The organism is Polynucleobacter sp. AP-Elch-400A-B2 (assembly GCF_018688355.1).
Taxonomy (GTDB): Bacteria; Pseudomonadota; Gammaproteobacteria; order Burkholderiales; family Burkholderiaceae; genus Polynucleobacter.
In genome coordinates, this window is record NZ_CP061317.1 from 249,390 (window position 1) to 271,295 (window position 21,906).

Consider the following 21,906-nt stretch of genomic DNA (forward strand, 5'->3'; position numbering starts at 1 on the left):
TATGCAAAATTACAATCGCAATAAAAAAATTCTCATTACTGGTGGCGCCGGATTTCTGGGCTCACACCTTACCGAGAAACTCCTAAAAGAGGGCAATGAGGTTTTGGTTGTTGATAACTTCTTCACGGGTACCAAGCAAAATTTAGCTCACCTCTTAGGTAATCCCAATTTGGAGCTTGTGCGTCACGATGTAACCTTCCCGCTTTATGTAGAAACTAATCAGATCTACAACTTAGCTTGTCCAGCTTCACCGGTGCACTATCAATACGATCCCGTGCAGACAACTAAAACTAGCGTCCATGGTGCTATTAATATGCTTGGATTGGCAAAAAGAACTAGGGCGCGTATTTTGCAAGCATCTACCAGCGAGGTTTATGGTGACCCAGAGGTGCATCCACAGCCAGAAGAGTATTGGGGCAAAGTAAATCCGATTGGTATTCGCTCCTGCTATGACGAAGGCAAGCGCTGTGCAGAAACCTTATTCTTTGACTATCACCGACAGCATCAACTAGATATCAAAGTAGTGCGTATTTTTAATACCTACGGTCCACGTATGCATCCTAATGATGGACGCGTGGTGAGCAACTTCATTGTGCAAGCCCTTAAGGGTGAAGACATCACGATTTATGGTGATGGTCAGCAAACGAGAAGCTTTTGCTATGTCGACGATCTGATCGATGTCATGGTCAAAATGATGAACTCCGAGGAAGGCTTTACTGGCCCAGTCAATATTGGCAATCCAGGTGAGTTCACCATGCTGCAGTTGGCTGAAACAATCCTCAAACTCTCGGGCAGTAAGTCGAAAATTATTCACCAAGATTTGCCATCAGACGATCCGAAGCAGCGCAAGCCTAACATTGATCTAGCCAAGGATAAGTTAGGTTGGCAGCCTAAAGTAAATTTAGAGGATGGCCTCAAAGAAACAATTGCGTACTTTAAGGGCATTGTCAAATAGATCTATTTAGATAATCTTCCTCTACTATTAAATAGCCGCCTTGCAAGTCAATATAAAAAAAATTGCTAAGCTCATTGCCGCAAAGAAGTGGGGTGCTGCTAGTAGCTTATTTTCTGAATTGACATATCCATTGGCAACCTCAATGGGCGAGGGAGATTTATCCAAATCTTATACTGGAGTTCAATGGGTTTTGAGGGGTAAAGAGCATTGTGAATTTATCTTTGATCGATCTCTGCCAAAGGATAGGAGTCAATTCTTTCTCACTAGGTTAATCTTGATGCTGCCATTAATAAAGGCATTTCATACCTCGCAATATTTTCATGAGAGCGCGATATTTATCAATCTTGATGATTTAGCTAATGACGTTGGATTGGCTTTATGTTCGAACAGGGATGATTCCATCTTAGTTCCAGACACTGATTTCTTAAGCTCAAATGGCTATCTAGAAACTAGACTTGAATTTATGGTGAGCTCACCTTCATGGGCTATGCGTAAGCCTTTGGCATTCTGGCGTGGCAATACCACGGGGATCAGGGTTGGTGAGCATTGGCGGGGTCTACCACGACTTCAGTTATGTGAACTAGTCAACAGCACTCCTCATCAGGAAATTTTTGATGTCGGTATAAGCTCTTTTGCTCAAATATCTCCAAAAGAGGCGAGGGAAGTGCAAGCTTTGGGATATGCGAAAGATTTTGTACCAATGACCTCTAGCGCTCGATATAAATATCAAATCGACATCGATGGAAATACAAATGCTTGGTCTGCGCTTTTTCAGAAGTTATTATCCGGATCGGCGGTATTAAAAATTGCCTCGCCACATAATTTTAGACAGTGGTATTACGATGAGTTAATACCGTGGGTAAATTATGTCCCCGTGAAATCAGATATGTCTGATTTGATTGAGAAGATTCATTGGTTAATTGATCATGATGATGAAGCGATGCAGATAGGCACGCATGGTAGAAACTTAGCGTCAAAGTTGACCTATGACGAAGAATTAAACAAAGCGCTTATCAATATTCATAAAGCATTGAAATAAATTGACCATAGCCAATTCCAATCAAAAAGATAGCCCTAGATTTGAGCGTATCCGTTCTTTTGTATTGAGGGCTGGTAGAACCACAGCTGGTCAACAACGTGCCATAGAGGAATTGGGCCCCCAGTTTTTAATTCCGTTTCAAGAAACTGTTTTAGATCTAGTGCAAGCATTTAATGGTTCATCCCATCCTAAGATATTGGAAATTGGTTTTGGCATGGGTGAGACCACTGCCAAAATTTCTGCCCTGCGCTCTGAGGATGATTTCTTGGCAATTGAAGTCCATCCTCCGGGGGTGGGCGCTTTACTAAAGTTGATTGGTGAGAATCACCTGACCAATTTACGTTTGATTCGTCACGATGCTGTTGAGGTTTTGGAAAAAATGCTCACCCCGAATTCTTTAGACGGCATCCACATTTATTTTGCAGATCCTTGGCACAAGAAGCGCCATCACAAGCGCAGATTAATCCAATCAGAGTTCGTCAAGTTATTGGTTTCTCGCTTAAAGCCTGGAGCCTATTTGCACTTGGCAACGGATTGGCATAACTATGCGGAGCAAATGCTTTTAGTCTTAAATGCTGAATCTAGCTTAGTGAATACCTCGATCGAGCAAATGAACATTGAAACTTTTTCTGCGGCCGATGTTGCAAGTGATCTTGAGCTTGCTAAAGAGTCTTTTAAGGAATTTAAACCCACTCTTAAACAACTTGATGCCAAACATCCTGGATATGTAAAGAGGCCTACATATAGGCCGATTACCAAGTTTGAAAACCGCGGGATTAACTTAGGTCATGGAGTGTGGGACTTGGTTTATAAAAAGAATTAAAACCAATCACCCGGAGCAAGACCTTAACTATTCGCTTGACCAGCCTGAATTTCAGTACTACGTAACTGTTGGGCTAAGAGATCCAATACGCCATTGACGTATTTATGGCCATCAGTGCCACCAAAGGTTTTAGCTAATTCCACCGCCTCATTAATAGCCACTTTATAGGGAACAGCTAAATCAATAGCTAGTTCGTATGTGCCAATCAAAAGGGCGGCATGCTCTACAGGAGATAGTTCATTGATGGGGCGATCGAGTGCTGGAGTAATGATGCTCTCTAGTTCGTCGGTGCGCTCTAGGACGCCAGCAAAAATACCCTGAAATAAATCATGTTGGCAGCGACGAAAGCCAGGATCTTCAGCTAACTGCTTCGCTATTGCCGCAGCATTCGGAAGGCTGCCTGCGCGGCGCATCACTAGACTTTGATAAACGCCTTGTAAGGCATATTCACGGGCGCGACGACGTGGTGTGAGTGAGCGCTTAGGTGCGCTGGTTGCACTCGGTGTACCGGGTGTTGTCTGTGTGCTGGGGATATTTTTATTCATCTTGAGGGATTACTCTTCTGAAGGATTGATTTCAAAATCAATATCGGGAGTAAGGGCCAAAGCTAGGTTGGCCATTTCAACAACTGCTCTTGCGCAGTCTGCACCCTTTACCTGAACACGAACCTGAGCTTGCTCATCCGTCTCGCAGGTGAGAACACCATTAGCGATCGGTAGTCCAGACTCAAGGCAAACACGGGTAATGCCAGCGCCAGACTCATTCGATACGAGTTCAAAGTGATAAGTCTCGCCACGGATGACGGCGCCTAGCGCAACCAAGCCATCGAACTCGCCTGTTTCGGCAAGCTTTTGTAGTGCGAAAGGAATTTCGAGTGCACCCGGCACGGTGACTAATTTGATGTCAGATTGCGACACACCCAGTTTGATCAACTCTTCAATGCAAGCGGTAGTCAGCGCAACGCAATGCTCTTCGTTGAAGCGTGCTTGCACAATGCCTACGCGCAGATCTTGGCCATTGAGGTCGGTGACTAGTACGCCTACTGCAGATTCGTCGTTACTTGTGTTCATGATGCTTTCTGAAAATGCTTATGAATTAGATTTAAATGGGGTGTAGCCAGTTACTTCAAGTTTGTATCCGGAAAGGCTAGGCACTGGGTTGGGATTAGCGAGCAAACGCATTTTTCCAACGCCGATATCTTTGAGGATTTGAGCGCCGATTCCATAACTACGGAAATCGGTTTTGCGAGCCAATGGCTTTTCTGCTGTTTCGGCATGACTGCCATTGAGTTTATGAAACTGTGCCAACCAATCTACATCATTAGGTGCTGCAATGCCTGAAGCATTCAGCAGAACCGCCACCCCAGAAGGTGCAGCCGCTAACTTCTGTAAAGCTTGAGCCAAAGGCCAGGAGTGCGTACTGACATTCGAGTCTAGGAAATCTAATACTGTGACGGGTTCATGAACGCGGACTAAAGTTTCTTCAGTCTCTACAGGTTTGCCATGAACTAGCGCCAAATGCATGCATGAGCTTGGTGTATCGCGGTAGATGATTCCCTGAAACTTACCCCAAGGAGTAGTGAACTCACGTTCACCCTCGCGCACAACAATGCTTTCATGCTGGCTACGGTATTGAATCAGGTCGGCAATACTGCCAATTTTTAATTGATGCTCTTTTGCAAATTCGAGCAAGTCTGGCAATCGCGCCATGCTGCCATCATCTTTCATGATTTCGCAAATGACGGCGGTGGGTGAGCAACCAGCCATCGCAGCCAAATCACATCCAGCCTCTGTATGACCAGAGCGGATCAACACGCCACCGGGTTGTGCCATTAAAGGAAAAATATGGCCGGGCTGAACTAGATCATTCGACTTGGCATTTGCGGCAACGGCCGTCTTGATTGTGTGGGCACGATCTGCAGCTGAGATCCCAGTAGTCACACCACTGGCCGCCTCAATCGAAACAGTGAAATTAGTCCCCATCGAAGTGCCGTTGTCCCGCACCATTAGCGGCAGATTGATTTGTTGGCAGCGCTCACGAGTCAAAGTCAGGCAAATCAAACCACGACCATGCTTGGCCATGAAATTAACAGCCTCTGGAGTGACATGATCGGCAGCAAGCACTAAATCACCTTCATTCTCGCGATCTTCTTCATCGACCAGAATGACCATCTTGCCGGCTTTGAGCTCGGCAACGATTTCTTCTGTAGAGGCGAGGTTATTTTGCATAGCCCTCTATTTTAAGCTGAGGAGAGGGTTTTGGGCTTTCGCCCCGATCCTACGACCAATATTCAAGCAATATCCAGATTTTCTGACAGTGAGCACCCATGAAAGGCCTATTTTTACCTCTCTAGTCTGAAGAAAATGAGCTGTGCTGATCCTTATTCAAAAATCCAAATCTCCCCTTAAATCAAATGCCATGACTAATGGATTCATCCTATTGGAGGTTCTGGTTGCAATGAGTCTTATCGCAAGCAGTTGGATGGGTTTAAGCAATATCTATCAGGGGATGATTTTGCGCTTGGGTCAAATAGAGGAAAAAAGAGTGGAACTCAGAAAAGAGATGGACAGGCATGAGCTCGCCATATTGACTGCTGCGCAATCAAATAACTCAAACCAAATTTCACGAAAGTTAACGGATGAATCTATTGGAATGTCTCGTCGGTCTCACCCTGTCCCTAGTCCTGGTCGCACCTCTCATAAAAAATAGTGGTGAGTTTATCGCTAAGCAAATTCAGTATGAAAAATCACAGTCTCTAACTGCAGAAGCAGACCGTGCGCTGGAATTAATCGGGCGCGCTATTCGGATGGCTGGTTACCAGAATGCTCATTCAGCAATTGTAGCCACCAGAAGAAATACCTCTTCAACCGATTATCTTCAGGTTCAGAAAAATAATGGATATCGAGGGTCGGATTCACTGATGGTGAAACAGGAGATTTCTCAAGGAGTAGACTTTGATTGCATTGGTAATACTTTGTCAAAAGAGCGAACTAAAAATAATTTAGCGCATCAAGGATTTTTAGTGGATCGTCAAGCATCTGCACCAAAAGGAGTGAAGGTGAATGGCGGCTCATTAATCTGCCAGTCTCTGGATCGCCAGGGGCATACGCAGAACACAACCTTAATGAATGGCATTCATCATCTTTCCTTTGAACTGCTTCCAGCTAGTGCTGGCAAGGCTTTTAAGGTCAGGTTAGAAATGACCGATGGCAGATATATTCACCAGAAGTTTGAGCGCATATTTACCGCTCGTAATCTGCTGTGAATCTACTGTGATTATTGCTTGGGTCCTATCGCTACTTACGCTACTCTCTATGCTGGTCATGCAGTTGGAGCGCTTAGCTGCACTTGAAGTCATGAGCATCAATACTAATGCTGAAGCTCATAGGAGATTTGTTGCTGCAGAAAAAGCCCTTCTTGAATGTGAACAACATCTTTCCAATATCACCGTCTTAGAAAATCCTGCTTGCCACATACAGTCTGTCGGAAAAAATCTCTGGTTGATATCTAGTAAATTAAAACCTAGCTTACAAGCCCTCATATTTTTGGATGATAAATCCAATATCGCTAGACGATTAAATTGGCGACAGAGCTTTGAATAATGAAGATCAGGGTTATAGTTTATTAGAGTTGATGGCCGTAGTGCTGATCATCGCCATCATTGCGTTATCGACATTACCCCTTTTGCATGAGCAAATGGCCGCTCGAGAAATTGACATTATTGCCAGACGTTTTATTGCGCATGCTCAATTTGCGAGAGCGCAAGCATTTCAACTGGGCGTACCTATACGTATCACTCCAATAAATGGGGGTTTGTGGGAAGAGGGTTGGGCGGTTAAAAACGTTTGTAATGATCGCCAACCAAAATCAGGTTGCGTAGAGCGGCAGTGGATTTCTCAAGGTGATCTTGGGCAGGTGTATTTCAAGGGTGGGGGTAAGCAGTTCATTGACCCTCATACATCCAAGAGGGGTATCTTGTTTAGCGCTGCTGGTGCTGCCAAAACAGCCCAAGGCGGGTTTGTAGCTAACCGCCTGATATTGGGCCATGATCGAGATTCTGGGCTTGAGCGACAGCTCATATTGGGTAGCGGGGGTCGTTGGAGAATTTGTGATCCGACTAAGGACCCCAAAGCCTGTAAGTAGGGTGGGCAAATTTGCCGCTTCTGCCCACAATCGGTTTTAATAGACCCATGTACACCGCAGTCGACCACCAATTCATGGGCCAGGCTTTAGCCGAGGCTGGGCATGCCCTCTACTTATCTAACCCCAACCCCCGGGTTGGATGCGTCATTGTGAAAGATGGAGAAGTGATAGGGCGTGGACATACCCAGAGAGCGGGCGGACCTCACGCCGAAGTTCAGGCCTTAGCTGATGTGAAGTCAAAAGGCCTGGATCCCGCTGGATCAACGATCTATGTCACCTTAGAGCCCTGTAATCACACTGGTAAAACACCGCCTTGTGTCGACGCCTTAATTGCAGCCAGGCCAGCTATGGTGATTGTGGCAATGTTGGATCCTAACCCCTTGGTTGGCGGCAAAGGGCTTGAGCGATTAAAGGGTGCTGGCATTGAAGTGCGTTGCGGTTTATTGGAATCTGAGGCTCAAGCATTCAATCGGGGATTTATTTCCAGGATGACCCGAGGCTTACCTTGGGTGCGTATGAAGATCGCTGCCAGCTTAGATGGCAAGACAGCTTTACCAGATGGCCAAAGCCAATGGATTACCGGCCCTTTAGCTCGGGCGGATGGCCATCATTGGCGCGCTCAAGCTTGCGCCATCTTGACTGGTGTCGGCACCGTTAAAGAAGATGACCCAAGCCTAGATGTACGGGATGTGAAAACCGAACGTCAGCCTTGGAGAATTATTGTGGATTCCAAGCTAGAGACACCACTAAACGCTAGGGTATTGAATAAGCCCCAAGCATCTGGCGTCATCTTGGTTTGCGCTTCACTAGATTCTCAAGAAAGCAAAGCTAAGGCAAAAGCATTTGAGGCTCTAGGTGTTGAAGTAATTTCGATAGCCAATAATCATGGCAAAGTGGATTTGCCAAAACTCTTCACCTTTTTATCAAAAGAGCGCCATATGAATGAAATCCATGTCGAGGCTGGATATAAGCTCAATGGATCCTTGCTGAGAGAAGGTTGTGTTGACGAGCTCTTACTCTATTACGCACCCTTCTTTATGGGTGATGGTATCGGGATGGCTAATACCACTCCGTTGACCGCGCTAGACCAACGTCAAGATTGGCAAATAATCGATCAAAGTCTGTGTGGATCTGATCTTCGTTTGCGCCTTGGCAAGAAATTACAAATACCTATCTAAGGTCTCACTATGTTTACTGGAATTATTACTGCAGTTGGTCAAATCAAAAACGCTCAAGCTAAAGGCGACGGCCTACACTTGGTAGTTGAAGTGTCTTCTGGATATCTCGATGATGTTGCATTGGGTGACAGCATTGCTATTCAGGGTGCTTGCATGACTGCTACTGAATTGACCGATACGACTTTTGCTTTAGACATCTCACGCGAGTCTTTGAACAAGACGATTGGCCTTGATAAAGTAGGGCCAGTAAACCTAGAAAAAGCCTTACGACTCAATGATCGCTTAGGGGGTCATTTAGTGAGTGGGCATGTGGATGGAGTTGGCAAGGTATTGCACTTTGCAACTGTCGCTGAGGATGCTTATGGTTCTTGGCTTCTGCAAATTGAAGCTCCCAAAGCATTAGCGCCATTTTTGGCATATAAGGGATCGATTGTGGTTAATGGTGTTTCGTTAACCGTAAATAAAACGCAAGACAGCAAAGACGCTTGTTTGGTAGATATCAATATCATCCCCCATACACTTGAGAATACGACCTTGGGTAAGCTAAAGCAGGGTGATGCAGTAAATCTAGAGGTAGATTTAATCGCGCGTTATGTTGCACGCATGATGGAAACGCGAGCTCAGTAAGCTCGGGAAGCTTGCTGAACTTTACTTATTTTGATAGCGCGTTGGATCGCTTAAGTTGGCTTGCTTAAAGCCTACTTGCCTCAAACGGCAAGACTCACATTCCCCGCAAGCCTCACCCAGATCATTTGCCTGATAGCAAGAAACGGTTTGTGAGTAATCAACACCCAAAGTCGTACCTAGTTGAATGATTTCTGCCTTGCTCATACTAATGATCGGCGCATGAACCCGAAAGCGATTCTCATTGTTTATTGCTTCAACACCAGCTTTAGTAGCTAGGTTGGCCATCGTTTCGAATGAGGCTACATATTCCGGGCGGCAGTCAGGATAGCCCGAGTAGTCCACAGCATTAGCGCCATAAAAAATATCTAAACCGCCTAAGGACTCCGCCCAACCGAGTGCGAGCGATAACAAAATCGTATTCCGAGCAGGAACATAAGTCACGGGGATTTCTCGATCCTTGCCTGGCGTAGTGGGGATATCGATTGATGTGTCAGTTAGGGCTGAGCCACCAAAGCGTGTGAGGTCTAAGTTAACCACCTCATGACGTAAAACACCTATCTTTTTGGCGATATGTTTTGCTGCTGCTAATTCAGAAGAGTGGCGTTGACCATACCCAACCGATAAAGCATAAGGTGCATAACCGAGATCTTTCGCCAAAGCCAGAATGGTGCTGGAATCTAATCCACCAGAAAACAAAATGACGGCTGGGGCATGAGGTTTACGGGGAGCAATATTCTGAAATGCGGCAGACAGCTTAGACATAGTACAAATATATTTTTCTTAACTACTTACTTTGTTGTAGCGAGAAGTTGTTGTGCATCTTTTGCTGCTTCACTAGTAGGATACTTGCTGATAATCTCAGTAAAAGTTTTCTTGGCGGCCGCTTTGTTACCGCTTTCTAATTGCGCATTTCCGAGTGTCAACATGGCTGATGGAATGCGGGAGTGATTGGGAAAGCGCTTAATCAGACTTTGTAGCTGTGCAATTGCACCGTTGTAATCCTTGTTGGCGTATTTACTATTGCCACTCCAAAATAGTGCCAGCGGAACGAATGGACTCTTAGGGTAGCGGTTCACAAAGGCTGAAAAACCTTCATCGGCTTTTTTAAGATTGCCCGTCTGGAAGGCTTTTAAGGCATCGTCGTAAGCTTTTTTCTCGCCAGGTTGAACAGTGCCAGTGACACCTTCAATAGTTTCTGTGCGAGGCTCAAAATTACCTAAGCGGTTATCTAGGTCTTGATAGTAGGTTTTCTGACTAGTGCTAATGTCTTCGCCTTGCTTCTCTAGATTTTCAATCTTGCCGCGAAGCTCTGCGTTATCTGTCTTGAGTTTCTCAATCTGATTTTGTAAATCTATCTGCGTTGTAGCAAATGATCGGCGCAAATCTAGAATGGCTTTGCGTGCATCATCGTCGGCAAATAGAGCCCACGCATTACCAGAGGCGCTTAAGCAAAGAGCAGTTGCACTTAAACAAAACGCTCGTGAGAGCGTTTGTTTAAAAGAGTGTGAGAGCTTAGGCATTAGTTTGTAATGTAAACAATGTCAGCGCGACGATTTTCTGCCCACGCTGCTTCGTTATCACCATCAGCCTTTGGCTTTTCTTTACCAAAGCTCACTGCTTCCATTTGATTTTCAGAAACGCCCATCAAGTTGAGTGACTTACGGACAGCGTCTGAACGACGTTGACCTAAAGCCAAGTTGTACTCTGCTGTACCGCGCTCATCGGTATTGCCTTGAATGATGACCTTTTGCTGAGGATTGGCTTTTAAGAAGCTTGCATGAGCAGAAAGTTGTTTTTGATATTTAGTTTGAACGGTGTACTCATTCAAATCAAAGTACACGCTACGCTGGAAGAGTGGGCTACTTGGATCATTCCATGGCTGTGAGCCAAAGTTTCCGCTGCCGCCACCGTTAGCACCATCAACATCATCTAGTTTGACGCTAGAGCAAGCTGCCAAAAATAGTGCTGTTATGCCAACAAGGGCGAGGGTTGCGGCACGGCGTGCGATAGAAATCTTCATGATCTGTCCTTTTTCCTACAAACTGAGTAACTAAATAAGCTAATAGCCAATATTATGCCCCTAAGAGCCCAATATTGGCTATTTCACCAGAAAGATCTGGCTGCCGAACTATGGCCTAGTAAGGCTTAGTCCATAAATGGACCCCAGGATGGCTGACGAACATCGGAGCCTGGAATGCTTAATATCTGCTTAGAGTTTCCGTCTACTGACACCGCAGCCAAGACCCGTTTGCCGCCCACCTTTGTGGAATACAGGACATAACGACCATTTGCTGCAAACGATGGAGACTCATCACTGGTTCCGTCGGTGAGCGCTTGAGCATCGCCTGTTGCCAGATTCAGAATATGTAGACGGAAAGCTCCATCAATGTTGGCGATATAAGCTAAATACTTGCCATCCGGAGAAATGCGGGGTGAGGTCACAAAACCTTGCTTGTACGTAATGCGTTTTGTACCTTCGGCCTGCTCGCCCTCAGAGCTCATACGGTAAATTTGGGGATTGCCGCCACGATCACTCGTGAAGTAGATGAAGCGACCATCAGCAGAATATTGGGGTTCAGTGTCAATGGTGTATCCACGAGTAAGGCGCTGCAAGCCGGTTCCATCCGCATTAATACTGTAGATTTGAGTATTGCCATCTTTTGAGAGGGAGATCGCTAACTTTTTGCCATCGGGTGACCACGCTGGCGCACTGTTATTTCCTTTTTGATTTGACAGGGCAATACGGCGACCGGTAGCGAGTTCGTGAACATAGATGACTGGCTTGCGATCTTCAAAAGAAACATAGGCTACTTTCTTGCCATCAGGAGACCATGATGGGGAAATGATTGGCTCACCACTATTCATGGCATTACGAATATTTTGACCATCCGCATCGGAGATGACTAAGCGATAGCGTTTACCTTCTTTAATCACATAAGAAAGTCGCGTGGAAAAGATGCCGCGCTCACCTAGTAATTTCAAGATGATGTCGTCAGCAATTTTGTGACCAACAGCGCGCAAATTATCTGTACTGGAATTGAGATTGAGGCCACCTAAGCTTTGGGACTTGCGCACATCAAATAATTTGTAACGAATCTCAAACTGCCCTGCGCTAGACTGCACTATAGAGCCCACCACCAAAGCATCTGCGCCGCGCGCCGCCCAAGATTTGTAGTTTGGTGTGCCCTCATCGCTCTCGCTTGCATTGCCATTCTCAGTATTTTTAAAGTAACCACTGCGTGCCAGATCTTGGCGAATGATGTCAGTCACGCTAGTTGGTAGCTTGTTCTCGTCTTTAAAACGCATCACGGCGATGGGATAGAGAGACTGTCCTACGCCAGTGATTTCAATATTCATTTGCGCTAGAGCAGAAGAGCTCAGGCCGGTCATTGACAGCATCACTGCGAATATTGATGCTACCAATGAAAAATACTTTTTAGCTACTTGCAACATGCTTTAGTCCTTGGGTTTAAAGGTCAGCTTAACTTCTCTTTGAGGAATTTTTCCATTGTCGTCCTTCGGCAGGCTTTCTGCGCGAGTCAGTGCGAGAAGAACTGCTCGATCCCAGCCGGCATTGCCGCTAGAGGTAACGAGATCTGTACTTAAGATTGCGCCATCCGGTGCAAGGTTTACTTTAACAACTGCTGCAGGATTGCCGCTCACAGATTCTGGATTAAACACGATGAGCGGTTTGACTTTCTTAACCACTTTATCTGTCCAGCCAGAGGGGGCATTGCCACCACCACCAACACCGCTGCCACTGGTGCCACCACTTCCACCTTCAGCTCCGGCTGCTGCACGTAGGCGAGCCAATTGATCTGCGCGCACTTTTTCAGCAGCGGCATTGGCTTTGGTTTCTGCAGGTACAGCAGCTTTCGGGGCTTCAGCCTTTTTAGGTTTCTCTTTTTCCTTCTCCTTGGGTGGAGTTGGCTTAGTTGGAGTAACTGGCTTAGGCGTTTCTTTCACCACTTCTTTTTTAGGAGGCTCTTTCTCAACCTGTTTTTTCTTGATCGCGATGTCGGCCGCTTCTTCCTTCATCTCAGTTTTGATTTCAGGAACGACAGGCGCTTCGACTTGTTGACTTGCATCCCAAAGTTCAACTTCAACGCCTGAAGGGGTTGAGTTATTCCAGCTAATGCCGATGACTAAGAAGGCCAGCAGACCTAGGTGCACAGCCAAAGAAAAACTAAAAGCACGTTTAGTGCTTTCGTTTTTAGTGGGGCGACCTCGTTTAAAGTTTAACGGGCTTGAGCGAAATGTTTGCGCGCTATTCATGTATTCAATACAAAGAGGCTTATTGACTCTTCACGGCAAGACCGACACGCTTAACACCATTCTCTTTAAGCTTAGACATCACTTCCATCACGACTTCATATTTAATGGATTTGTCTGCAGCAAGCACCACGGGTTGCTCGGCAGACTTTTCTGCTTGCGAGCGCGCAAATGCGCCGAGTTCAAATTTATTTAAGGTTTGTACGGGATCACCATCTTTGCGAACGATGACATTTTCATTGGCATCGATGGTTAAAAATACGGGCGGCAAAGATTGCACTTTTGCACCACCTACCGTTGGCAAATTCACAACGCCGGGATTGACCATTGGCGCTGTCACCATAAAGATGACTAGCAACACCAGCATCACGTCGATGTAAGGCACCACATTGATATCGGACATCGCCCGACGTTTGGAGGATTTTCTCAGTGAGCCGGCCATGCTTATCTACCTGAAGCTTGACGTTGCAAGATGTTGGTGAATTCTTCGATAAAGGTTTCAAAACGAATCGCTAGGCGATCCACATCTGTGGCTGCGCGGTTGTAAGCCACTACTGCAGGAATAGCAGCGAACAGGCCAATAGCAGTAGCTACTAGCGCTTCAGCAATGCCTGGGGCAACTGCCGCTAAGGTTGCGTTTTGTACGTTAGCTAGACCGCGGAAAGCGTGCATGATCCCCCAAACGGTGCCAAAGAGGCCAATATAAGGGGAGACTGAGCCGACGGAGGCCAAGAAGGGTAGGTTGGCTTCCAGTATGTCCATTTCACGTTGATAGGTGGCTTTCATGGCGCGGCGGGCAGCATCTATCTCTCGCCCCTTAGTGAACTCCTGCATGCCAGCCTCAAAGATATGCTCTAAAACAGCATCGCTGCGGGTATTGCGCTGAGCGGCCTCTAGTAGAGTGTTGAGATCACCGCCAGACCAAAAGTCTCTCTCAAAACGCTCGGTATCGCGTCTTACCCCTCCCAGAATGGCGGTTTTCTTAAAAATGATGGTCCAAGAGGCTACGGACATCCCTAGTAATAACAACATTACCAACTGGACTAATAGGCTGGCATTGAGGACTAGGGAGAGAAATGAGAGGTCTTGAGTAGGTGTCATGGTGGATTTTGTATGATGTAGGTTGATTTTACTAAGTTAATTCACTCAGCAATACAACTTCATCAGGATTATGACCATGTTTGACCGCCAAAATACCTTAGCCAAAACCGATCCAGAATTGTGGGCATCGATTCAGAATGAAAATAAGCGTCAAGAAGACCATATTGAGCTGATTGCTTCTGAGAACTATGCCTCACCAGCAGTGATGCAGGCGCAGGGCTCTCAGTTAACTAATAAGTACGCTGAAGGCTACCCAGGTAAGCGTTATTACGGCGGTTGTGAGTTTGTCGACGTGGCTGAGCAGTTGGCGATTGATCGAGTGAAGGCTTTATACGGTGCTGAAGCGGCGAACGTTCAGCCCCATTGCGGCGCATCTGCAAACCAAGCTGTATTTTTAGCTTTCCTGAAACCTGGCGATACTTTCATGGGAATGAGTTTGGCTGAAGGGGGTCACTTGACCCATGGTATGGCTTTAAATATGAGTGGTAAGTGGTTTAACCCGATTTCTTATGGTCTTGATAAAAACGAAGCGATCGATTACGAACAAATGGAGCGTTTAGCTCGTGAGCACAAACCTAAATTGATTATTGCTGGTGCATCTGCTTACTCTCTCGTAATCGATTGGGAGCGTATTGGTAAGTTAGCCAAAGAAGTCGGCGCCATTTTTATGGTCGACATGGCGCATTACTCTGGTTTGATTGCTGCTGGTGTGTATCCAAATCCAGTACCGCATGCGGACATCGTTACCTCCACAACACACAAGAGTTTGCGCGGACCTCGCGGTGGCATTATCTTAATGAAGGCTGAGCACGAGAAGGCAATTAACTCTGCAGTATTTCCAGGTCTACAAGGTGGTCCATTAATGCATGTGATCGCAGCTAAGGCGACAGCGTTTAAAGAAGCGCAAGAGCCTAGCTTTATTGACTATCAAAAGCAAGTGATTGCAAATGCAAAAGCCTTGGCTGAGACTTTGATCTCACGGGGTCTACGGATTGTTTCGGGCGGTACAGATTCTCATGTGATGTTGGTGGATTTGCGTGCCAAGAAAATGACCGGCAAAGAAGCTGAGCGTGTATTGGGCGAGGCGCATATTACTTGCAATAAGAACGGCATTCCGAATGACCCAGAAAAACCAATGGTCACTAGTGGTATTCGTTTAGGCTCACCAGCAATGACTACTCGTGGCTTTAAAGAAGCGGAAGCACGTCAAGTGGGTAATTTTATTGCAGATGCTTTGGATAACCCAAATGATGCTGACAATATTGCTAAGGTTCGTGCGCAAGTTGCTGAATTGACTAAGCGTTTCCCGGTTTACGGCTAATAAAAATAACTAACCAAACTAAAACGTAAAGAAGAACTACATTGCGCTGCCCTTTCTGCCATAACGACGATACCCAGGTATTGGACACTCGTGTATCCGATGAAGGCGATACCATTCGCCGCCGCCGCCGTTGTGCCAAATGCGATAAACGATTTACGACTTATGAGCGTGTAGAGCTGGTGCTGCCAGCAATCGTGAAGAAGAATGGCAGCCGTGTTGAGTACAGTCACGATAAGTTAGTGAGCTCAGTCAAGCTTGCATTGCGTAAGCGCCCAGTCTCTTCCGATTCAGTGGATGAATCGATTGCTCGCATTGAAGAAAAGCTACTTAGTCTTGGCGAAAAAGAAATCCCCAGTGAGCGCGTTGGTGAACTCGTGATGCGTGAACTCAAGCGTCTGGATAAAGTGGCCTACATCCGCTTTGCTTCGGTCTACAGAAGCTTTGCAGATATTGAATCTTTTGAGAGTGCGCTGAAAGAACTTAAATAAGAATGGTTTGAAAAAAATAGAGAATTCATCAAATAAAAAAGGACTGCATTACAGTCCTTTTTGCTTTTACAGAAAGAAATTATTTCAATTCTGAAAAAATAGAAGCAGTAATGTCATCAACGTTACCAGTACCGCTGACCTTGCGATAGGCTGGAGCCTTTACTTTGTCAGCTGAATTGCTTTGTGTTGCCCAAGTAGAGTAGTACTCCACTAGCGGACGAGTCTGGTCGTTGTATACCTGCAGGCGCTTGCGAACGGTTTCTTCTTTATCATCATCCCGCTGAATCAAGGCTTCACCAGTCACATCGTCTTTACCTTCCACTTTTGGTGGATTGAAGGTGACGTGATAAGTGCGACCTGAGGCTGGGTGAACGCGACGGCCACTCATACGATCAATGATGGCTTCGAATGGCACATCGATTTCTAAAACATAATCGATTGGCACACCAGCATCTTTCATGGCTTGTGCTTGGGGAATCGTTCTTGGAAATCCATCAAATAAATAACCCTTGCTGCAATCAGGTTGAGTTAAGCGATCTTTTACTAGGCCAATGATGATGTCGTCAGAAACCAGGCCGCCGGCATCCATAATTTTTTTGGCTGCAATGCCAAGTTCAGTTCCGGCCTTAACAGCAGCGCGCAACATATCACCTGTTGAGATTTGTGGAATGGCAAATTTTTCGCAAATGAACTGAGCTTGTGTTCCTTTGCCAGCACCTGGTGCACCGAGCAGAATTAAGCGCATTGTTTTCCCCTTAGAAGCCCTCATTGTCCCGTATTTTTTCGGGATCTTTTGTTATCAATTCCTAGGATTATCCCCGAGAACCCCTGAATGATCTGATTCTGGGCTAGCTGACCATGATGCGGCGTACCCGCTCGAGGTCTTCCGCTGTATCAACCCCAGCTGGTGGGGCTTCGCTGGCTGTGTAAACGGCAATACGATAGCCATTCCATAGGGCGCGGAGCTGTTCTAGCGCTTCAGCTTGCTCAGGCGGCGCCGGCTCGAGGCGGGTATAGGCCTGCAGAAAGTCGGCCCGGTAGGCGTAGATGCCTAAATGACGTAAATGGGTGACGGCTTGCTCAGAGTTTAGATCCCGTACAAACGGAATGGTGGATCTAGAGAAGTAGAGCGCTTCATTAGAGCGATTGAGGACTACTTTGACTACGTTAGGGTTATTAATTTCCGCGGAATCAACAATGGGCACTGCCACAGTTGAAATCGCACACGCGGCATTGTCGGCCAAAGTTTGAGCAACTTGATTGATTAACTCTGGCGGAATAAGTGGTTCATCGCCTTGCACGTTAACAATTAAAGTGTCTGCTGGTAGTTTTAGTAGTTGAGCTACTTCTGCAATGCGATCTGTACCAGTTGGATGATCTGCACTAGTTAATAAGCACTCGATCCGATGCTCATCACACGCAGCTTGAATTTCTGGTGAGTCGGTTGCCACTACGACACTTTGGGCGTTTGATTGCTGCGCGCGCTCAGCTACACGAATCACCATAGGCTTGCCGCCAATGTCAGCAAGGGGCTTACGAGGCAGGCGAGTAGAGCCAAGCCTTGCAGGAATAACTACTAAAAACTCTGGAGGCTTGGAGGTGTTGTTACTCATGAGGTTGACTGCGCTGGATCAATGCTTAATTGATTTCATCAGCAGAAAGACTGCGGGCTTCATCAACAAGCATGACAGGGATGTCATTACGAATGGGGTAAGCCAAGCGATCCGCTTTGCAGATTAGCTCCTGTTTTTCTGTATCTAAATGCAAAGAACTTTTGCATAAAGGGCAGACCAAAATCTCTAATAAACGCTTGTCCATATTTGATCTTTGCTATCTTTTATAAAGTGTATTGATTTGGATCGGGTCTCTGCAGAATAGACTGCAACCAGTCTGCTAATGTATTTGAAATCTCTAAGTTCATCGGAACAACCCAAATGCGTTCATCCTGTATTGAGGTGCATTTTACGGCATCCTTTTCAGTAATGAGAATGCATTCCGCATGGATGGCAGAGAAAAATTCGGGGGTATAGGTAGCGTGGTCAGCTAAACCAATACATTTGCCTGCAATCCCCTGTTTCAGTAAGTCATCAAAGAAGCGTTGTGGATTACCAATTGCAGCGACGGCGGCGATCTTGTTGGGAAGATAGGCGCCTTCAATGGAGGATAAAGATTGTGTATTACTTGGGTTATTTAATTGATAGGGCGCGCCCAGTTGACTGCTTAGTGTAAAAGCGCGTCGTCCCAAAAAATATTCATCAATGTGATTGGAAGGTGCGATAGCTCCAGTCATTAAAGTAGCGTCTCGCTCGCGTGATGCAGGTTCACGTAAGGGGCCAGCAGGAAGCAAGAAGCCATTGCGTTCACCACGTTGATCACGTACTACAAATTCAATATCACGACCACCTTCTCTTGCGGGCCAGCGCAGTAGACTGCGATGCTGCAAGCCATCATCGCTGATGATGACATTGACTGAGGGGTCTTGTTGTAACAAGGACTGAATGCTGAGAGTTCGTTTGGGATGAACCCAAATTGGAAACTGATTGTTTGTGCGCTGAGCAATTAAGACAGGTTCATCGCCAACATCTGCTGGATTGGAATCGCTGTTTACTTGGCGGGGTCGGCTTGATGCAGTTGCACCATAACCCCTGCTAATAATTCCCGGTTTCCAACCCATGCGCGCAAGCCTTTCAGCTAACGCAATCACGATGGGGGTTTTGCCGGTGCCGCCTACGCGGATGTTGCCAACAATAATGATCGGTATCGGCGCTGGTTTGCGTCTTCCTAAGTTCAGCTCGTCTACAAAATCTAAAGCTTGATTTACCCAACCGTAAACCTGAGATAAAGGCCAAAGCACCAGACTGGTTAGCCCGCGTCTTTCCCAAAACTGAGGAGCCTTATTGAAGAAGGAAGATTTATTTGGGGATAACATTAAATGCGATTTACTAAGCTCAATGTTTCTGGTGTATTGGACTATTTTTTAGTATTTTGACTGCTAAATATAATATTAGATAGGCTAGCATCACGCGCAGCTTCTAAAGCACTCATAACGGCCTGGTGGGGCGCTTTAGCATCGGCATCGATATTGACCTGGATGGCGTTATCTTTGTTCAGTGCGTTGAGACTATTGCTTAGTTGACTGCGATCAGTCACCTTCCCATTGATAGCAAAGCGCCCATCACGACTGACTGCAATATGAATTTGTTTCACCTCCGACTGACTTGCTGCACCATTAGCGGTAGGTAGGGTGATAGCTAACTCTTGGTAGCGGGTAAATGTAGTAGATATCATCAGAAAGATCAGCACCACTAACAACACATCAATAAAAGGAATGAGGTTAATCTCAGGCTCTACCGGAGCTGTCCTTACCCCTAATGAAAATTGGCCTCGATATTGAGGCTTATTTTCTAACCAACTCATTTTGTATCCGTAGAATGTGGATAGAGTTTTTTAAATAATTGACGGGTAAATTCTTCGCACTCATGCTGGCGTTGATTTGCTATTGCACGCAGGCCACGCCATGCAGCTAGAGCGGGAATGGCAATCAGCAATCCAAAAGCTGTGTTGTAAAGGGCAATAGATATGCCATGGGCTAACTGTTGAGGGCTGCCGACACCTTGACTGCCAAAGATTTCAATCATGCCTACAACGGTCCCAAAGAGCCCTAAGAGAGGGGCAACGGTCGCTATGGTGGCCAAGACGCCAAGATAACGCTCTAGCCTTAACCAAGTGGATTGAGCGCTGGCTTGCAATTCTTCTAGGGCTGAATCTGCAGTATTGCCAGAGGCTTTTTCCCGAAGGATGCAGGCAAAGAGGCTTCCCACCGGGGAAAGTTGGCCTGTAGCGCTAATTTCGGCTTCTGAGACTGTTTGTTTCTGAGAAATGGTATTTGCCAGTCCAAATACTGTTTCTAAGCTGTCTTTCGGGAATAGATGAATCTTCCGCAAATACCAGGCGCGCTCAATAACAATGGCCAGCCCGATAATGGAGATAAGAAGAAGGGGCCAGATAGGCCAGCCAGCAGACAGTAAGATTGAGTACATAAGCTCAGTACTTTAGCTGAATTAAAAACCCGTTTTCACAAAGCTACCCTGTGGATAACTCTGTGCAAAACTTTTTAGAAAATGCGTTGTAAGTCCTTGATTGATGGTGATGTTGCCCTAATGTCAAGGATTCAGTCTAATATTGAGCTTAATAATTCATTATATAAATCAATGAGATAGAGATTATATGTTGGTTTTATGAGACGAATAGGGTCAGTAATTGCTTACTTATGCGGCTCAGACAAAGGGCGAATAAGCTTCTGTGGATATTTATTGGCTGTAAGGCCTAATGCTCGTATAGAAAAAGAGAAAAAATGTCGGAAATATCAAGGGAAATCCTCAGTGTTGGCGATCTAAACCGCGCCATAGCAAGCTCTTTAGAGGAGCGCTTTGATACCGTCTGGGTTAGCGGTGAGATTTCCAATTTCAAGGCCTATGACAGTGGGCATTGGTACTTTTCTCTCAAGGATGAGGAAGGGCAGATTCGTTGCGTGATGTTTAGGGGGCGCAATGGCCAAGTGGGATTTATGCCTCAATCGGGAGATTTGGTGGAAGTTGCTGCCAATCTCGGGTTTTATGTTCCGCGTGGGGACATTCAGCTGACGGTGCAAAGCATGCGCCGTGCTGGCATGGGCGGTCTTTATGAGGCTTTTTTAAAGCTCAAGGCTAAGCTCGCCAAAGAGGGTTTGTTTGATCTTGAGAATAAGCGCCCGATTCCTACTCACCCGAGATCAATCGGTATCGTTACTTCGCCCCAGGCAGCAGCTCTAAAAGACGTCTTGAGCACGCTTGCTAGAAGAGCGCCGCATGTACCGATTGTGATTTACCCAACATTGGTTCAAGGACCAGATGCACCTGCTGGAATTATTTCCGCACTGAGGGCTGCCGAAAAAGAACATGTAGTTGATGTGATTTTGTTGGTTAGGGGTGGCGGCAGCATTGAAGATCTCTGGGCATTTAATGATGAGCAGCTTGCTTACGCTATCGCGCAGTCTCCCATTCCAATTGTGAGTGGCGTTGGACATGAAACCGATGTCACGATCGCCGACTTTGTTGCTGACTTGCGTGCACCCACTCCTACGGGCGCCGCAGAATTAGCGGCACCACGACGCGATCAAATGCTGCAAGAGTTAGATGCCATCATGCAGGCATTGCTACAAAGAGTGAGTCAGCGAGTAGAGCGCGAAGCTCAAACCTTAGATCAATTGGCTTTGCGTCTCAGTCATGCTTTGCCCAACCCTGATCGCATGCGTGAGCAAATCAGCGGCTGGCAAAAACGACTGAATCAAGCTTGGATGGTAAGAGTTGAAAATTGGAAGCGTAATCAAGGTCACTACCAGTCTCAGCTTGAAATGCTGAACCCGCAAAGAACTCTAGAGCGGGGTTATGCAGTCATCTTGAGTAAAGAAGAGGAAGCAATGCATGCGGTCCGTAGCCCAAGCGAGCTCAATACAGAAAGCGTATTTAAAGTGTGCTTGGCAGAGGGGCGAGTAGATGTGGAGTTTTCGAAGGTAAGGGAGAGTTAGCCTACTAATCTTCAGATTGATTAATAGCCGCGCTCAAAAAATACTCCTGCTGGCACCTTAAAGCGTTTTGCCAAAGAGTTAATTTGGCGCACATTGAGTTCGCGGGCACCAGAGAGAATTTGAGAGACAACGCTTTGATTGCCGACCTCAGGCAAATCGGATTGCTTAAGGCCATGCTCCTCCATTAAAAAAGAAAGAAGCTCTTGGGGTTCTGCATCTGGGACATCAAAGTGCTCGAGATCATAGGCTCGGATTAATTCACTAGCTAGTTCAAATAAGTTCAGAAGAGGATGTTTTTTTGATGAGCCGATGACATCGCTCAACATATCTGCAAGTTCAACCATTTTCCGATATTGTTTTTCGGAGTAAATCTGATGGGATTTGTATTGCATT

28 protein-coding genes are annotated in these 21,906 nt (G+C 46.2%); 11 read left to right on the forward strand and 17 right to left on the reverse strand.

The genetic code is table 11. The features are described 5' to 3' along the window. Position 1: 1 nt before the first annotated feature. The 3 genes from FD977_RS01340 to trmB are packed head-to-tail and all read left to right on the forward strand — an operon-like array spanning position 2 to position 2,817. Entirely contained in the window at positions 2-955 is a 954-nt protein-coding gene (locus tag FD977_RS01340; RefSeq protein ID WP_215305797.1) for a UDP-glucuronic acid decarboxylase family protein, read from the forward strand. Positions 956-995: 40 nt separating this feature from the next. Beyond that, entirely contained in the window at positions 996-1,994 is a 999-nt protein-coding gene (locus tag FD977_RS01345; RefSeq protein ID WP_215305798.1) for a glycosyl transferase family 90, read from the forward strand. A gap of 1 nt (position 1,995) precedes the next feature. Then, positions 1,996-2,817, forward strand: a complete 822-nt coding sequence (trmB, locus tag FD977_RS01350) for a tRNA (guanosine(46)-N7)-methyltransferase TrmB (RefSeq protein WP_215305799.1) — start codon at positions 1,996-1,998, stop codon at positions 2,815-2,817. Positions 2,818-2,840: 23 nt separating this feature from the next. Here trmB and nusB read toward each other — a convergent pair whose 3' ends face one another. The 3 genes from nusB to ribBA are packed head-to-tail and all read right to left on the reverse strand — an operon-like array spanning position 2,841 to position 5,045. Then, positions 2,841-3,362, reverse strand: coding sequence for a transcription antitermination factor NusB (gene nusB, locus FD977_RS01355; RefSeq protein WP_215305800.1), 522 nt, complete (start codon positions 3,360-3,362; stop codon positions 2,841-2,843). A gap of 9 nt (positions 3,363-3,371) precedes the next feature. Beyond that, positions 3,372-3,887 carry a 6,7-dimethyl-8-ribityllumazine synthase gene (gene ribH / locus FD977_RS01360; RefSeq protein WP_215305801.1) on the reverse strand — a complete coding sequence of 172 codons (516 nt, stop codon included), beginning with the start codon at positions 3,885-3,887 and terminating at the stop codon, positions 3,372-3,374. A gap of 18 nt (positions 3,888-3,905) precedes the next feature. Beyond that, entirely contained in the window at positions 3,906-5,045 is a 1,140-nt protein-coding gene (gene ribBA / locus FD977_RS01365) for a bifunctional 3,4-dihydroxy-2-butanone-4-phosphate synthase/GTP cyclohydrolase II (protein ID WP_215305802.1), read from the reverse strand. A 410-nt stretch (positions 5,046-5,455) separates the two neighbouring features. Between ribBA and FD977_RS01370 the strand changes: the two genes are divergently transcribed. Genes FD977_RS01370 through FD977_RS01390 form a run of 5 tightly spaced genes read left to right on the forward strand, consistent with a single transcriptional unit; the run spans position 5,456 to position 8,765 of the window. After that, entirely contained in the window at positions 5,456-6,082 is a 627-nt protein-coding gene (locus tag FD977_RS01370; protein ID WP_215305803.1) for a PilW family protein, read from the forward strand. Positions 6,083-6,131: 49 nt separating this feature from the next. Further along, positions 6,132-6,419, forward strand: a complete 288-nt coding sequence (locus FD977_RS01375) for a hypothetical protein (RefSeq protein ID WP_215305804.1) — start codon at positions 6,132-6,134, stop codon at positions 6,417-6,419. Further along, the gene (locus FD977_RS01380) at positions 6,412-6,960 is read left to right on the forward strand and encodes a GspH/FimT family pseudopilin (protein WP_251369509.1); all 549 of its coding nucleotides are present in this window, start codon (positions 6,412-6,414) and stop codon (positions 6,958-6,960) included. The genes FD977_RS01375 and FD977_RS01380 overlap by 8 nt, the downstream gene beginning before the upstream one ends. A gap of 47 nt (positions 6,961-7,007) precedes the next feature. Beyond that, complete coding sequence (gene ribD / locus FD977_RS01385; protein ID WP_215305805.1) at positions 7,008-8,138, forward strand: bifunctional diaminohydroxyphosphoribosylaminopyrimidine deaminase/5-amino-6-(5-phosphoribosylamino)uracil reductase RibD; 1,131 nt, start codon at positions 7,008-7,010, stop codon at positions 8,136-8,138. Between the two features lie 9 nt (positions 8,139-8,147). After that, positions 8,148-8,765, forward strand: coding sequence for a riboflavin synthase (locus FD977_RS01390; protein WP_215305806.1), 618 nt, complete (start codon positions 8,148-8,150; stop codon positions 8,763-8,765). Positions 8,766-8,786: 21 nt separating this feature from the next. Here the strand turns inward: FD977_RS01390 and queC are convergent, their stop codons facing one another. From queC to tolQ, 7 genes are all read right to left on the reverse strand, one after another. Further along, a complete protein-coding gene (gene queC / locus FD977_RS01395; RefSeq protein WP_215305807.1) occupies positions 8,787-9,527 on the reverse strand; it encodes a 7-cyano-7-deazaguanine synthase QueC in 741 nt (246 codons plus the stop codon). A 26-nt stretch (positions 9,528-9,553) separates the two neighbouring features. Further along, positions 9,554-10,285, reverse strand: a complete 732-nt coding sequence (gene ybgF / locus FD977_RS01400) for a tol-pal system protein YbgF (RefSeq protein WP_215305808.1) — start codon at positions 10,283-10,285, stop codon at positions 9,554-9,556. Continuing rightward, on the reverse strand, positions 10,285-10,785 hold the full coding sequence (pal, locus tag FD977_RS01405) for a peptidoglycan-associated lipoprotein Pal (RefSeq protein WP_215305809.1): 501 nt from the start codon (positions 10,783-10,785) through the stop codon (positions 10,285-10,287). Before pal ends, ybgF begins: the two co-directional genes overlap by 1 nt. 125 nt (positions 10,786-10,910) lie before the next feature. Then, positions 10,911-12,164 carry a Tol-Pal system beta propeller repeat protein TolB gene (gene tolB / locus FD977_RS01410; protein ID WP_215307002.1) on the reverse strand — a complete coding sequence of 418 codons (1,254 nt, stop codon included), beginning with the start codon at positions 12,162-12,164 and terminating at the stop codon, positions 10,911-10,913. Positions 12,165-12,221: 57 nt separating this feature from the next. Beyond that, entirely contained in the window at positions 12,222-13,040 is an 819-nt protein-coding gene (gene tolA, locus FD977_RS01415; RefSeq protein ID WP_215305810.1) for a cell envelope integrity protein TolA, read from the reverse strand. Between the two features lie 19 nt (positions 13,041-13,059). Continuing rightward, positions 13,060-13,479: a protein TolR gene (gene tolR / locus FD977_RS01420; RefSeq protein WP_215305811.1), complete on the reverse strand. Its 420-nt coding sequence runs from the start codon at positions 13,477-13,479 to the stop codon at positions 13,060-13,062. 2 nt (positions 13,480-13,481) lie between these two features. After that, positions 13,482-14,138 carry a protein TolQ gene (tolQ, locus tag FD977_RS01425; protein ID WP_215305812.1) on the reverse strand — a complete coding sequence of 219 codons (657 nt, stop codon included), beginning with the start codon at positions 14,136-14,138 and terminating at the stop codon, positions 13,482-13,484. A gap of 76 nt (positions 14,139-14,214) precedes the next feature. On the opposite strand from tolQ, the gene glyA reads away from it, so the two are divergent. After that, on the forward strand, positions 14,215-15,459 hold the full coding sequence (glyA, locus tag FD977_RS01430) for a serine hydroxymethyltransferase (protein ID WP_215305813.1): 1,245 nt from the start codon (positions 14,215-14,217) through the stop codon (positions 15,457-15,459). Between the two features lie 41 nt (positions 15,460-15,500). Continuing rightward, positions 15,501-15,947 carry a transcriptional regulator NrdR gene (gene nrdR, locus FD977_RS01435; protein WP_015420459.1) on the forward strand — a complete coding sequence of 149 codons (447 nt, stop codon included), beginning with the start codon at positions 15,501-15,503 and terminating at the stop codon, positions 15,945-15,947. Between the two features lie 79 nt (positions 15,948-16,026). Here nrdR and adk read toward each other — a convergent pair whose 3' ends face one another. The 6 genes from adk to FD977_RS01465 form a co-directional block, all read right to left on the reverse strand. Continuing rightward, positions 16,027-16,692, reverse strand: coding sequence for an adenylate kinase (adk, locus tag FD977_RS01440; protein WP_215305814.1), 666 nt, complete (start codon positions 16,690-16,692; stop codon positions 16,027-16,029). A gap of 103 nt (positions 16,693-16,795) precedes the next feature. Further along, the gene (gene kdsB / locus FD977_RS01445) at positions 16,796-17,560 is read right to left on the reverse strand and encodes a 3-deoxy-manno-octulosonate cytidylyltransferase (RefSeq protein ID WP_215305815.1); all 765 of its coding nucleotides are present in this window, start codon (positions 17,558-17,560) and stop codon (positions 16,796-16,798) included. Positions 17,561-17,585: 25 nt separating this feature from the next. Then, positions 17,586-17,765, reverse strand: a complete 180-nt coding sequence (locus tag FD977_RS01450) for a Trm112 family protein (protein ID WP_215305816.1) — start codon at positions 17,763-17,765, stop codon at positions 17,586-17,588. Between the two features lie 19 nt (positions 17,766-17,784). Continuing rightward, positions 17,785-18,876 carry a tetraacyldisaccharide 4'-kinase gene (lpxK, locus tag FD977_RS01455; RefSeq protein WP_215305817.1) on the reverse strand — a complete coding sequence of 364 codons (1,092 nt, stop codon included), beginning with the start codon at positions 18,874-18,876 and terminating at the stop codon, positions 17,785-17,787. A 41-nt stretch (positions 18,877-18,917) separates the two neighbouring features. Further along, positions 18,918-19,364: a biopolymer transporter ExbD gene (locus tag FD977_RS01460; RefSeq protein WP_215305818.1), complete on the reverse strand. Its 447-nt coding sequence runs from the start codon at positions 19,362-19,364 to the stop codon at positions 18,918-18,920. Then, positions 19,361-19,987, reverse strand: coding sequence for a MotA/TolQ/ExbB proton channel family protein (locus tag FD977_RS01465; RefSeq protein WP_215305819.1), 627 nt, complete (start codon positions 19,985-19,987; stop codon positions 19,361-19,363). The genes FD977_RS01460 and FD977_RS01465 overlap by 4 nt, the downstream gene beginning before the upstream one ends. A 314-nt stretch (positions 19,988-20,301) precedes the next feature. On the opposite strand from FD977_RS01465, the gene xseA reads away from it, so the two are divergent. Further along, entirely contained in the window at positions 20,302-21,513 is a 1,212-nt protein-coding gene (gene xseA / locus FD977_RS01470; RefSeq protein WP_215305820.1) for an exodeoxyribonuclease VII large subunit, read from the forward strand. A gap of 20 nt (positions 21,514-21,533) precedes the next feature. On the opposite strand, the gene FD977_RS01475 is transcribed toward xseA, so the two are convergent. Continuing rightward, positions 21,534-21,857 carry a type II toxin-antitoxin system HigA family antitoxin gene (locus FD977_RS01475; RefSeq protein ID WP_215305821.1) on the reverse strand — a complete coding sequence of 108 codons (324 nt, stop codon included), beginning with the start codon at positions 21,855-21,857 and terminating at the stop codon, positions 21,534-21,536. Positions 21,858-21,906: the final 49 nt, after the last annotated feature.